At 37.7% G+C, this 13,128-nt stretch carries 15 protein-coding genes, 1 tRNA gene and 1 riboswitch; of the genes, 13 read left to right on the forward strand and 3 right to left on the reverse strand.

What is annotated here, in order from left to right; genetic code table 11:
• The first annotated feature begins 1 nt into the window (after position 1).
• On the forward strand, positions 2–613 hold the full coding sequence (locus tag ACE38W_RS03880; protein WP_375828924.1) for a hypothetical protein: 612 nt from the start codon (positions 2–4) through the stop codon (positions 611–613).
• A 169-nt stretch (positions 614–782) separates the two neighbouring features.
• On the opposite strand, the gene ACE38W_RS03885 is transcribed toward ACE38W_RS03880, so the two are convergent.
• On the reverse strand, positions 783–1,118 hold the full coding sequence (locus ACE38W_RS03885; protein WP_375828925.1) for a helix-turn-helix domain-containing protein: 336 nt from the start codon (positions 1,116–1,118) through the stop codon (positions 783–785).
• A 241-nt stretch (positions 1,119–1,359) separates the two neighbouring features.
• On the opposite strand from ACE38W_RS03885, the gene ACE38W_RS03890 reads away from it, so the two are divergent.
• From ACE38W_RS03890 to ACE38W_RS03910, 5 genes are all read left to right on the forward strand, one after another.
• The gene (locus ACE38W_RS03890) at positions 1,360–1,926 is read left to right on the forward strand and encodes a hypothetical protein (RefSeq protein WP_375828926.1); all 567 of its coding nucleotides are present in this window, start codon (positions 1,360–1,362) and stop codon (positions 1,924–1,926) included.
• Between the two features lie 492 nt (positions 1,927–2,418).
• Complete coding sequence (locus ACE38W_RS03895; protein ID WP_375828927.1) at positions 2,419–3,138, forward strand: RHS repeat domain-containing protein; 720 nt, start codon at positions 2,419–2,421, stop codon at positions 3,136–3,138.
• A 5-nt stretch (positions 3,139–3,143) separates the two neighbouring features.
• On the forward strand, positions 3,144–3,410 hold the full coding sequence (locus ACE38W_RS03900; protein WP_375828928.1) for a hypothetical protein: 267 nt from the start codon (positions 3,144–3,146) through the stop codon (positions 3,408–3,410).
• Between the two features lie 584 nt (positions 3,411–3,994).
• Complete coding sequence (locus ACE38W_RS03905) at positions 3,995–4,150, forward strand: hypothetical protein (RefSeq protein ID WP_375828929.1); 156 nt, start codon at positions 3,995–3,997, stop codon at positions 4,148–4,150.
• Between the two features lie 27 nt (positions 4,151–4,177).
• Positions 4,178–4,624 carry a hypothetical protein gene (locus tag ACE38W_RS03910; RefSeq protein WP_375828930.1) on the forward strand — a complete coding sequence of 149 codons (447 nt, stop codon included), beginning with the start codon at positions 4,178–4,180 and terminating at the stop codon, positions 4,622–4,624.
• A gap of 114 nt (positions 4,625–4,738) precedes the next feature.
• Here ACE38W_RS03910 and ACE38W_RS03915 read toward each other — a convergent pair whose 3' ends face one another.
• On the reverse strand, positions 4,739–5,044 hold the full coding sequence (locus ACE38W_RS03915; protein ID WP_375829656.1) for a helix-turn-helix domain-containing protein: 306 nt from the start codon (positions 5,042–5,044) through the stop codon (positions 4,739–4,741).
• Positions 5,045–5,143: 99 nt separating this feature from the next.
• Here ACE38W_RS03915 and ACE38W_RS03920 point away from each other — a divergent pair, with 99 nt between their 5' ends.
• The 5 genes from ACE38W_RS03920 (at position 5,144) to ACE38W_RS03940 (ending at position 8,927) form a co-directional block, all read left to right on the forward strand.
• Positions 5,144–6,055, forward strand: a complete 912-nt coding sequence (locus ACE38W_RS03920) for an RHS repeat domain-containing protein (RefSeq protein ID WP_375828931.1) — start codon at positions 5,144–5,146, stop codon at positions 6,053–6,055.
• Positions 6,056–6,058: 3 nt separating this feature from the next.
• Positions 6,059–6,460: a hypothetical protein gene (locus ACE38W_RS03925; RefSeq protein ID WP_375828932.1), complete on the forward strand. Its 402-nt coding sequence runs from the start codon at positions 6,059–6,061 to the stop codon at positions 6,458–6,460.
• Between the two features lie 126 nt (positions 6,461–6,586).
• The gene (locus tag ACE38W_RS03930) at positions 6,587–6,835 is read left to right on the forward strand and encodes a hypothetical protein (RefSeq protein ID WP_375828933.1); all 249 of its coding nucleotides are present in this window, start codon (positions 6,587–6,589) and stop codon (positions 6,833–6,835) included.
• Positions 6,836–7,446: 611 nt separating this feature from the next.
• Positions 7,447–7,929 carry a hypothetical protein gene (locus tag ACE38W_RS03935; RefSeq protein WP_375828934.1) on the forward strand — a complete coding sequence of 161 codons (483 nt, stop codon included), beginning with the start codon at positions 7,447–7,449 and terminating at the stop codon, positions 7,927–7,929.
• 590 nt (positions 7,930–8,519) lie between these two features.
• The gene (locus ACE38W_RS03940; protein WP_375828935.1) at positions 8,520–8,927 is read left to right on the forward strand and encodes a hypothetical protein; all 408 of its coding nucleotides are present in this window, start codon (positions 8,520–8,522) and stop codon (positions 8,925–8,927) included.
• A gap of 862 nt (positions 8,928–9,789) precedes the next feature.
• Here the strand turns inward: ACE38W_RS03940 and ACE38W_RS03945 are convergent.
• Positions 9,790–12,156, reverse strand: a complete 2,367-nt coding sequence (locus tag ACE38W_RS03945) for a TonB-dependent receptor (protein WP_375828936.1) — start codon at positions 12,154–12,156, stop codon at positions 9,790–9,792.
• Positions 12,157–12,167: 11 nt separating this feature from the next.
• A riboswitch (TPP riboswitch) is annotated at positions 12,168–12,261 on the reverse strand.
• A 148-nt stretch (positions 12,262–12,409) separates the two neighbouring features.
• Between ACE38W_RS03945 and ACE38W_RS03950 the strand changes: the two genes are divergently transcribed.
• Together ACE38W_RS03950 and ACE38W_RS03955 are read left to right on the forward strand one after the other, a co-directional pair.
• Positions 12,410–12,820, forward strand: a complete 411-nt coding sequence (locus tag ACE38W_RS03950; RefSeq protein WP_375828937.1) for a single-stranded DNA-binding protein — start codon at positions 12,410–12,412, stop codon at positions 12,818–12,820.
• Positions 12,821–12,954: 134 nt separating this feature from the next.
• Positions 12,955–13,026, forward strand: a tRNA-Met gene (locus ACE38W_RS03955).
• Positions 13,027–13,128: the final 102 nt, after the last annotated feature.

The raw sequence follows: 13,128 nt of genomic DNA on the forward strand, positions 1-13,128 counted from the left end.
AATGTTTAAATTTTTATTGAGACTGACATTTGTAATGGTCGTTGCAAATTTTTCCTGCCGCTACGGTTCCGGAATAGGAGAAAAAATTCATACCCCCAAAGAATTTTTGAATCATACTACGGCTAGTATGGCATCTTATACAAAAGACAGCATTATTATATCAGGTCAACTGAAAGAGGATTTGCTTGAACATAAGTTTTCCTTTAAGAATAAGGAATATTGTGATTCGACAGCTATATATATAGATACTATTCTATATAGCCCTGATTTTGAGAGATTGGCAGTTTTTATAATAACTGAAACGCCAATGAACAGGCGTGATAGCATTTTTCAACTTAAACAGTATAGCCACTGGTTTGATGCTTATTGCTATATAGGAAGAAGGCGAACAACTTCAAAAAGAACTATAGAATTGAAATGGGTAAAAAGATTTTATCCAATTAATTGGTATAATAAGAGAGAAATTTCTGAGGTCATCAGAGAAGAGTACTTTACCGAGTTTGGGACTATCCAAGACGATAATGGGAAACCTAAATATAGATATAATTTTGATGATAAGAGGTTTTGGAATAGCTCAATATGGGAAGAGTATTTCGGGAATTTAAATCAGTAAAATATATTATTAATAGAAGAAGTAGATATATATCCACTTGAGCTGACGATGGCCTTGGACTAATTCTAATGGGACTCCTCCATATGAAGTAATAGTGAATGGATATAAAGAAGCGTTAAGTAAATGTAAATAGCAGATGTAGTAAGCCGCAGGCGGTGCTTGCGGCTTACTACATCTGCTTAAGTTTAACACTCCTAATCAGTGCATCCAATGTATAAAGGATGTGCTGTTTATCTTCATCCGGGAAAGAGGCAATATCGTTCAGCCTTTTAAGCATGGCCTGGTCTTTAAGCACGTTCTGCTTTTTAGTCTCTCCTAACAGAAAGCCCACGGTAGTCTCCAGGACATTAGCAATATTTTTTACCACATCGATAGTGGGTTTTACTTCATCCCATTCATACTTACCGATAATAGAATGATGTACGCCGAGTTGCCGCGCGAACTCTGCCTGTGAGAGGTTTTTCTCTTCCCTGCACTCTCTTGTTTTTTTACCGAAACTGCTCATATGTGGTGTAATCAGAGCTAATACGAGTAGAGGAAAACAGTGGCTTAAAGCAGGTGTAATGGGCCCCTGATGAACAAAATTGGATTTTTGTATATTTATACCAGCAACGAAAGTGCCTCCGATGTTTACTTTGACAATCTGTTAGTAGCATAGGCCTCAGGGCCGGTATTAGAGGAGACGCATTATTATCCGATAAATGGTTCAATAGAAAAGACCACAAAATCAAAGAAATTAATAAAGGATGAATTTCAACGATGTTTCTGAAAGGTATTCCAAATTTTTAATAGCAGTCAGATTCTCTAATCACGACTATTTCACTGTATTTGGAACTGATAAAACAGCCGGAGACGTAGACAAGCTGCTTGTTGATGAAGCAGGCAATCTATTATTATTTACTACGAGATCCGAGTTGTCATTTTTCATAGAGAAAAGTGACAATTTATTTGATATTAAGCATACAAAGGAATGGGCTTGTAGTATCCAGGAAACCATTGAAGCCTATTATGTGTTAGATCTGGATATATTTAAATTATCGCTTGATATTGATAATGAGGATATGTTTGATACACTTTACACAACGATCGGAATAGTAGAAGATTATGCCAGGCAAGTAAATAACAAATCGTTACTGACTATTTTTAATAGTGCTGCTATGCTCACCTTCTACGATGAAATGTCAGATTATTTTCTATGGGCGAAAACAGATATCTTGAGTACGACGGTTGATCTGGCGTATTTGGCGCAACAATTTGGTCTGATATATAAATTGCTGGAGTGCAATATCAAAGTGTCGGGTAAGATCTACTAGCCAGTAGTATATGAAACAGCTGGATGTATCCTATTGCAATAACAAGCTCCTGCCAAGTATGATGGGAGCTTTCTTATTTCAGTTACAATTTACGCTGATTAAAAACCTATATTCACCCCAACGAAGAAATTAAATCCTGCCATTGGGTAATAATAATAAGCAGTGGAGAAGCAAATATTTGTGTATCCGAATTACAGCGTATATACGTTATTGTTAGCATTGTGTTTTATACCACTGAAGTTGTGTTTTTTATTTGCGCTCAATGCAGTGGAGATCTGGTGATGAACAAAAGCGGATTTTTGTATATTTATACCAGCAACGAAAGTGCCTCCGATGTTTACTTTGATAACCTGTTAGTAACACAGGCTTAAGGGCCGGTATTGGAGGAGACGCATTATTATCCGTTTGGGTTGACGATGGCGGGGATTAGTTCTAATGCGTTGGTAGGGGAGTAACTATCCAGAGAATAGAAAGAAATTCAATGGCAATGAATTGCAGTCTGGAGAGTTTAGTGACGGATCTGGATTAGACTTATATGATTTTAATGCACGAACATATGATCCGCAAATTGGAAAGTTTTTACAGATAGATCCTTTGATTGAGTCAGAACAAGAATCTTTAAGCCCTTATCATTTTAGTAGGAATAATCCAGTTTTGTTTTCGGATCCCGACGGTAAGTTTCCAATATTATTAGTGATTCCTGTAATTTTGGAATTAGGTGAAATTGCCTTTGGGGCTTCTGAGGCATATGAAGTTTTGAAGCTGGGACATACAATCTATTCAGGAAGTGTGCTTTTATCTAAATCCACCGCGAAAAATGGTGCAAAGCCAAGGGGGATGGAAGTTACACCAGCTGAAAAGGATGAAACCGCAATTAAATTACCTGCTCCTGATAAAGCTATTGATGGAAAATCTCAACCACAAGTCTCTGAGGAAACTGCTAAAGAGTTGGAGAATTTGGGAAAAATTGCAATACCGGAACGACATGGTGGTGGAAAAAATGGACAGCACGCAAACCAGAGAGCGAGAGACGCAGCAAAAGAACGATATGAGAAGGCCAAGGCCGAGTATGAAAAGGCTAGGTCTAAGCCTAATAAAACTAAGGATGATAAAAGGGAGGTAGAAAGGCTAAAGAAATCTGTTGATCACGAAAAGAGGAATGTGGATAAAACGGGTGAAAATCATTCCCAAAAGGCCAAAGGAAGCAATTGAATTTTATGAATAAATATACTTTTGTTACTATTTTTCGGGAAGGAGTCCATATCCATCAAGCAGAAGGTACTGATATTACAGAAGCTATGGTTAATTGGGCAAAAATACCGGACAAGAAAATCAAATTTATCGGTCACGAATCTCAAAAAGAAATCGAACTGGCAATAGAGGAGGAGCATCCTACACCAATCAATGGGGTAGATAATGTATGGTTCTTTATGGTGAGAACACGAGCTGGTTTATTAATGGTTAATGTTATTCAGACGATATGATCTCTTCTTGAAATAGAAACTTCTACCGTAGTTTGCAGGCGGGCTATTTCAATTGCAATTTTCGCTGATTAGAAATCTATATTCAAGAAATAAAATATGCCCGGCTTTCAGGGTTTCGGAGCGGTTCCTTATGAAATAAATAAGCTTTAATTCTGAAAAAATAGGGTTAAAGAATTAAAGCATTATCAAATGCATTGATATAGTAAACCTTGCTCGGAATTGAATTGACACAAAAGCCGTAGGTCATAACCTGCGGCTTTTTACATCTTCTGAGTTTTTTGCCGAAACTGTCTATTTACATTCCTCAGAAGCACCAAAGGATCGGAGGTACTTTCGTTGCTGGTATTAACGTCTCCTGGTTATAAGTTCACAGAAGACGTTTTTCAAGACATTACATTAAAAATATTAAATACAATCTGCAGGAACGATAAGTTCAATAATACTCCTATCATTATATCTGAGGTAGCAATCATCAGCGCAACAGATGGAAGTATCATACAGCTCGTTCCGCTGGCAATTATCTAGCTGGTCTCAATGGAAGAACTGGAAGGTTCCTTGGGAGTGGAATAACTTTCGAAACTTATATGAAATTAGCTGGAGCTTTACAACAAGGGCAATACAATAAAGTAAATGCAGGAAAGATTGTTTTATTCGGAACAAGTTATGGACCTGCCCCATGGTATGGAGAACAGGAATATACAGGAAGAATGGTCAAATTAGGTTGGTTTTCATCAAGATAAGAGCATTCATATTAAAACCCATACATAATGAGAATATTAGTCATTGGAGGAATAGTTATTGGTGTCGGCTTCGCTTTGTTCATCTTAATTTATGTAACCTTTCCTAGTCGAAATGCAGATGTACATAACGAAGTAATTGCTTTGCAATCTTCAAATGGAAAATCGCATATATACTTGAAGAAAAAAGTTTGGGGAATGACTTCTGATAATCAGGTAATTGTTATTTCAAATTCTGCGAAAAAGGACTTCGAACCAAATAAAAATGCGGATTATTTTTATCCCGGACTTGTACCTTTTTTGTATAAGTTCAATCGCGATACATTATTCATTTATACATTGGAGAGAGCCAATGTTCCGCCCAATTTTCATTCGGATATCCATGTCATTCAAAATATAATGGATAGTCCTGAGCTATATAAATTATATGACAATGAATCATATAGGAAGTTAGGAATCAGTTTGCTAAGCCGATGACTGCTTAGGGTGGATTATAGAAGGAAGGTATTGATTGAGATTAAACTTTTAAATAAGAGCGATATCTGAATTAATTTATAATGTAAAGAGCCGGAGACCATAACCTCTGGCTTTTTACATCTGTTTAAGTTTAACATTTTTAATGAGTGCATCCAGTGTATAAAGGATGTACTGTTTATCCTCCTCCGCTAAAGATGCAATATCGTTCAGCCTTTTAAGCATAGCCTGGTCTTTAAGCACGTCCTGCTTTTTAGTCTCCCCTAACAGGAAGCCCACGGTAGTCTCCAGGATATTAGCAGTATTTTTAACCACGTCGATAGTGGGTATAACTTCATCTCGTTCATACTTACTGATAATAGAGTGATGCACGCCGAGTTGTCGTGCAAACTCTTTCTGAGAGAGATTTTTTTTCTTCTCTATACTCTCTTAGTTTTTACCGAAACTGCTCATATGTGGTGTGATTAGAACTAATACGAGTAGAAGAAAATAGTGACCTAAAGTATGCGCAATCGGCCCCTGATGAACAAAAGCGGATTTTTGTATATTTATACCAGCAACGAAAGTGCCTCCGATGTTTACTTTGATAATCTGTTAGTAGCACAGGCTTCAGGGCCGGTATTGGAGGAGACGCATTATTATCCGTTTGGGTTGACGATGGCGGGGATTAGTTCCAATGCGTTGAAGGGGAGTAACTATCCAGAGAATAGAAAGAAATTCAATGGCAATGAATTGCAGTCTGGAGAGTTTAGTGATGGATCTGGATTAGACTTATATGATTTTAATGCACGAACATATGATCCGCAAATTGGAAAGTTTTTACAGATAGATCCTTTGATTGAGTCAGAACAAGAATCTTTAAGCCCTTATCATTTTAGTAGGAATAATCCAGTTTTGTTTTCGGATCCCGACGGTAAGTTTCCAATATTATTAGTGATTCCTGTAATTTTGGAATTAGGTGAAATTGCCTTTGGGGCTTCTGAGGCATATGAAGTTTTGAAGCTGGGACATACAATCTATTCAGGAAGTGTGCTTTTATCTAAATCCACCGCAAAAAATGGTGCAAAGCCAAGGGGGATGGAAGATACACCAGCTGAAAAGGATGAAACCGCAATTAAATTACCAGCTCCTGATAAAGCTATTGATGGAAAATCTCAACCACAAGTCTCTGAGGAAACAGCAAAAGAATTAGAAAAGCTGCAACCACTACCAATAGGAAGCCAATCTAAAGGAAGTAGTTCAAAAAATGAAAAACATGGTGATGCTGGACGCGCCCAAACAAAAGCGGATAAGCAAATCGCACAATATAGGGAACAACTAAAAACGGCAACAGGAAAATTAAAAAAGCAGATCGAACAAAAAGTTAAGAATGTTCAAAAAGATGCCGCACAAAAAGCAAAAGGTGAAGAACATAGTAGAGCTAATAAAAGATAAATAATGTTTGAAATAATACCATTTAAACGTTTTGGTCAGTTTGAATTTAATAAAAATATTGACCCATATCTAATTGGTGTACAATATGATTTTTGTCCCAAAGAAGAAGGAGAAAGTTGGGATACTTATAGTTTTGGTAGCGGCATCCTGGATATCTATACAGCTGAAGGCATTATTGAATCAATATCTTGTAGGGGTGATTGCTATCTGGAGGGTATAATGTTAATAGGGATGAGTATTTTTGTATTCGAAACTACCTTTAATATATCATTGTCGCTGATCAAGAAAGAGCAAGTTTATTTCTATGATGATTCTATGCAGGAAGTTTATGAGGTTGAAAGCTTAGGACTTCAGATTTGGGTTGATCATAATAATGTTATTGTAACCGTTATTGCTTATAGTTGATAATATTGGTTTTGACTTACATCATAGTAAAGTTGAAATGTATGACGAAATGGGGAAGAAACTTATGGTGAAAAAGCAAAAGACGCGATCTAAGTGGATCTGTTGAAAAATAATTAATATTTGTATATGGAGCTTAAAAGACAAATAATTTGCTTTTCATTAGAAACAGAGGAGTTGATTTTTTGTCAGAATATTGACCAAATAGCGTTGGCAAACCTTAAGGATATTTTTCACCCTGAAGAGGATGATCCTTTCATGTATTATGTATATGGAATAGGTGTTACAGAAGCAAGAATGTTGAATGAGGAATGGGGAATAGAAATCGAATTTGATTTTCAAAAATTTTCATATGAACTTCATTGTAGTACTACATAATAACACGATAGATATATGAAAATAAAATTTTTATCAAAGGCTATTCTGATAATATTTCGGGAGTAGTTATTATACAATTGCTAATTAATCCAATTTTGGTGAATTTCATATTGATATCACTTGTTGTAATACGGTGCATAAAAAGATAAAGGATTTTGATTATTAGTTGTTTTAGTACGATTTTGAAAATTTCTTTCAGGTATATGATTGGTTTTTATCACATCAGGTTATGTAAGAAAGAATCTTGTTAATACAAGAAGAGGATGTATCAAAAGTAAAACGAACATCCTGAGAATTGCTTAAACGACTAACTGACTCCATCAGGTACCTGAATCAAAAGAAGGTATGCTATGGTCTAATTTAAAATCTATATTCACCCCAACGAAATTGAATCCCGCCTCGGGTAATCATGAGCCTTGGAAAAGTAAGCATTTGTGTATTCGAATTACAGCGTGTATGCGTTATTGTTAGCATTGTGTTGTGCACCACTGAAGTTGTGTGGTTTATTCTCGCTGGATGCAATTATGCAGTGGAGATCTGGTGAAGAACAAAAGCGGCCTTCCGCTTGATTATTATTCTAAAAAATAAACAACAAACTATTTATCAATATTATGAAAGTGCTTATTGTAATTATATTATTAATGCTGCCTGCATATTTAGAAGCACAGATAAGCCAACAGCATGTAGTATCAGTATTAGAGGAGAATATAGTAGGAAAAAAAATTACCTACAAAGAAAAATATGGTTACACGGCAGAATTTACTTATTTAGGAATACTGAAGTCAAAAACGGGTGAGATTTATAAGGTAATGAAAGTTAACAGTTTGTCGGGATTGTATAAAGATTCTCAGCGTTCCTGGGGTGGTATACTGGTCTTCAATAGGAATAACTTATTAGGTTACTATTATGTTGGTAGTGAGTTATCACTTCCCAGTTATATAAAGAATAATGAGTTAATTTTTAAACCATCAAAAGGATGTACTGAAACTACCGTAATCAATTTTTATAATGGGATACCAGCTTCCATATTCATATTATGTGACAAAAAAGGAGGTGATGCCTGGACATTTTATAAAAAAAATAAATTTGACTGATGAAAGTTGTGTAAGTGAAACATTTGTGTATGGGATGTTTTCCAGCGAGTATTTAAAGAAAAAATAGCCTAATAAATATCAGTATCTGTGAAAAAAATTATTAAAATATATTTATACTTTTGGGCCTTATTATTTACCTCCTGTTATTCTAAGGAAGAAAAGCTTCGCATACAAAAAGAAACTTGGAATCGAAGAATTAAAGAAGTTGAGGAAAAAGATAGTCTGCAACGATTAAAAATTATCACAAGATAAATTTATCCATTAATAAGCGAATCTCACTTTGACTGATGAAGTTTATTTATTTACTCCTACTCGGATTTTCCAACTTGCTTTATTCACAATCCCTGGACATAAAATAGACGAAAGCATATAATTACATTGATTCTCTGGAAGGAGGATGTAATGTGTCTCCAATTATTAGATATATAAGTATAGGCTCTTTTTCACGAAAGAAAGAAGTTGCGGAAAGTGGTCTTATATCTGCAGACTTTTCGGATATAACGTCATATTATGATAAGTATTACTTTCAACACCAGTTTTGTGACAAGAGGTAAACAAAGCAAATGATGACACTTTAACAAATACTTATAATGAGAAATGTAATAACTAGTTTAGGACTTTGTTTGATATTAATGCCAACAAAACCTGCAATAAGTCTAACGCACCCTAAGCTATCGGATTCCATCGATATTCCAGGTTTTGATAAGGAGATCTGGCAGTTAGATTCACTTGGGTGCTTAGATAGGAGAGCTGATTTCTCTGAAATATTATTAGCCAATAAAGAATGCATTCTTGGCAAAAAAAGAGATTTAATTGAGCTTCTCCTTGGAGTTCCCAATCGTTGGTCATTTAGTAAAAAGTATGCTTTTTATTATCTGACATCTGGTATTCAATGTCGGGGAAATTATGATCGTAGTAGGGACACGGTGGAAGTATTCACATTAAGTTTAAGATATAGTGGAGATACTTTGAGAGATATAGGAATATTCATTCCATAAGGTTTATACTGGTTGTCTAAAAAATATTGAAATTAGTGGCCAATATTTTGTATCTACGCACTACTTAATTATTCAGGAAGCCTTATGTGATCAAGCCAAAACTGTCATGAAAGCTGCTCTTGATTTCCTTAATTTAATAAATGGGTTTCGTGAAATTTCGAACTTTATTAGCAATAACCCTATTTGTCCAAGGATCGATATTCTTACTGCTTCGTATAGGTACGGGTCATATAATAGTATTAGACTCATTGTTGGCGATATTTAACATAATTGGCCCTATATGCATGTTACTTTCGTCAATGATTATGTTCTTCAAATTTGATGGTTCACAATACCGCATTGGGAGATTTATTCTTGTTGGGCTTTTGTCTTTTTCAGTATTATCGTTATTAAATTTTATTATTGATCTGCTCTCCGATGGAGCACTTACTCTTGGTCGGGCCTTAGTTTCGATTTTTATGGGATTTACAATTATATTGGTGTTGAAGTTTTTTCGCATGATGCAATCAGATAATTCGGAAAAGTAATGCTAGTGGTATTAATTGAGCAGCTACATTAATTAATGAGCTGAAAATGGTAGTAGTTCATGGAATTCATATCCGTTTTTAATAAAGTAATGAAACCTTCGTTTTTTATTTTGGATGCTTGAACAACATTAGCAATGATGGCCTTGATGGAAACGATCAATATTGCATATTCCTATGAAAAGCCAGCCGTTGCAAGAAAATATTATTCGGAAACAATGGAAAAGAAAGAGTTGAATTTCGTTTGATCTGTTGACACAAGACTTATTGCTCTATAAATAAAAAGCTCCCACCATACTCGGCAGGAGCTTTCTTATTTCAGTTACAATTTACGCTGATTAAAAACCTATATTCACCCCAACGAAGAAATTAAATCCTGCCATCGGGTAATAGTAATTATCTGGCTTCACTTTACCGTCCACATACATACCGTAGGTACTTCCGTTTGGCTCATAGAGATTGTTGAAGATGTTGTTCAACATCAGCTGTACGCCCAGCTCGCGGAACAATGGCTGCGGGATCACATAGTTGAATCGCAGATCGCTGACGAAATAAGGATTCAGACTGCTGCTCTTATTGCCGGTGTTATCCAAATACTGGCGGCTCACATATTTCCCTAACAAATCAATATTCAGGTTTTTGATCGGTTTGGCGGTGAACATATATCCACCTACGAAAGCAGGAGAGAAGGAGATGTTCGTATTGCCAAATTGCAGCGTGTGTGCGTCATTGTTAGCGTCGTAATAAACACCGTTGAAATCAAGCACCTTATTCTGACTCAATGCCGCGTTAGCGCTGAAACTGAATACCTCGTTGAATTTCACATTACCTTGTATCTCCACTCCGAGACGGTAGCTCTTAGGAATATTCGTACGTACATAAGCGCCTACATCATTCAGCTTTCCTGTTTGTACCAGCTGATTTTTATAATTCATGTAGTATACATTCGCTTGTAAGCTGGCTTTGCGGCCGCTCCAGCTATAGCCGGCTTCCAGGTCACGAAGCATTTCTGGCTTAGGCTCGTTGGCGCCTATGTTTGATTCAAAGTCGGTGCGGTTAGGCTCCTTATGTCCCACTGCAAAGCTGGCGAATAAACGGTTTGCAGGATTGATGTAATAGTTCAGTCCCACTTTAGGATTGAAGAAATTATAATTCACATGTGGCTTATAATCAGGAGCGGCATCGAAGCCGTTCATGTTATACCTTACATTCCTGTATTGCACGTCCACAAAGCCTTGCAGCGCAGTGGTGAATTTGTATTGTCCTTTCCAGTAGATGTTGAAATCGTTTTTATCTGCCGGAAAACGACTGTATTCATAATCTTTGTCGATGCCTGCAAATGCCCAGATAACTTTATCATAGTGTTGGCCTTCGTAGCGGTTCCAGCCACCACCCAGGCTCCAGTTAAGTTTGGCGCCGGTATAGTTTAAAGAGAAGATACCACCATAGAAGTAATTATCTAACCATAGCTGACGCACTAAATCAGTGGTATCTATAGTGGCGCCGTTGATGTGAACGGGCTGTAAGCCATAGTTGGCAAGCGCTTGCTGGCCTTTGTATTCCTCATAGTATCCGCGGCCACGTGTCAGATGCCCGGCTACGTTGAAGTTAAAATGACTGTTGATTTCCTGGTTCAGGAATAACTGGTAGTGATCCTGCTGATAGTTATCTGTTTGATTATCGTAAGGAGACCCAGGTTTCTCGGTACCAGCAGGATTATAGGTGCGGTCCGTTTTGAGCAGGGCTTCCGGTACGCCATACCAGGCCTGGTAAGTTTTTTCTTTACCAGAGAAGATATTTAAGCGTATAGCAGTTTTTTTGGAGATATAGGCAGCAGAGGTATAGAAAGATTTCAGATCGGAGGTAGCACGATCGATATAGCCATCAGAAGATATTTTAGACAGACGTGCATCGATGGTGAAGTGATCGTTGATAAGTCCGGAACCTGCTTTGACAGTATGTTTCCAGGAGTTGAAGGAACCGAAGCTGTTGCTCAGTTCACCATAGGCTTTATCGTGATATTCGTTGGTGCTGAGGTTCAGCGTGGCGCCAAAAGCACCGGCACCATTGGTAGAAGTACCTACGCCACGTTGTAATTCTATGCTGTTGACAGAGCTGGCGAAGTCGGGCATGTTCACAAAGAAAGTACCCTGTGATTCCGCGTCATTGATAGGAATACCATTTACGGTCACGTTGATACGGGTGATATCAGAACCACGTACACGCATATTCGTATAACCAATACCGGTACCAGCATCGGAGTTGGTAACTACCGCTGGAAGCTGGTTCAGGAGTATGGGTAGATCCTGACCAAGATTCTCTTTCTTGATCTCTTCTGCTGAAAGTGTGCTGTTAACGAAAGGAGAGTTCTTTCCTGCGCGGAGGCTACTGATCTCTACCTGCTTTACAAAGAGGCCGGTTTCTTCCATAGAAAAATCGACTTTCGTATTGTCGTCAGCGTTAATGCTGAGTGTGAAAGGCTTGAAGCCGATGTAGCTGGCTTGCAGTTTATAATTACCTTTCTTTTTCAGCTGAATGCTGAAATGTCCCTTGCTATCGGTGAGTGATCCGTGTTGGTTGACAGATACGGATACGCCTTCTAATGGCTGGCCGTTTGATTTGTTGGTGACGGTACCCGTTACTACGGATTGCGCCTGTACGATACTTGCTGTACCCAGCAGTACCCACAACAGTAACTGTTTCATGTATAAGTATATATTTCTGTTTTTCACTTTCCTAACCAGCATTACCTGGTCCAGGTTCTTTGGGTGTGATCTCAGCCTGAAAGTAAGGCACCCCATGTGAAAGCGGCTGTAATGCCGATTTCCGTTACAAAGGTATGCAGGTATACACGAAAAAAATAAATTATTTTTCCTGCTGCAGATTTTTGGGTATTTTCATTGTCACCCCTGCATCATCATCAATACTTTTTTTGTTAACCTTTAATCAGTTATTGAGATGATTAAACTACAGTTGATTGGCCATTTGGGCCGCGATGCCATGATGCGTGAAGTAAATGGCATTTCCGTTTTGAATTTTACAATTGCAGTCAATGAGCGTTTTAAGAACGCTGCCGGCGTATTACAGGAACGTACTACCTGGGTGGATTGTAGCCTGTGGGAGCGTAATAATATGGCGCCTTACCTGCAGCAGGGTACACTGGTATACGTAGAAGGCTCTCCGCGCGTGGAGGGTTATATCAGTAATAATACGGGTGCTATCGGCGGAGCGTTGCGACTAAGAGTACAGCATTTACAGCTGCTCAGCAAGCGCGATGAGGAACGTAAGAAGCCAATTGCTACCAGTACGCCGCCTGAGTTAGCTACCGTTCCGGAGCAGGAAATTCCGGCGGATGATCTACCGTTCTGAGCCATAGTGGCCAATTCCTGACCTATTTCAATTATGGCGTTTCAACTATAAATCAACCTGTTACAAGATTATTTTTTGATTTTATTTAAAAATATTTGGTGGGAATTGAAATATTCCTATCTTTGCACCCTCATTGCGAGGTAGAGCAGAGGTAGCTCGTCGGGCTCATAACCCGAAGGTCAGTGGTTCGAATCCGCTCCTCGCTACAAAAAATAAGAGAGCCTTCTCTACTCAGTAGAGAAGGCTTTTTTTATTGGTACAAGCTCCACCGCATCATGCAGTGGATGTACTCGTCTCTACTTATAGAG

Source organism: Chitinophaga sp. Hz27 (assembly GCF_042263525.1).
Taxonomy (GTDB): Bacteria; Bacteroidota; Bacteroidia; order Chitinophagales; family Chitinophagaceae; genus Chitinophaga.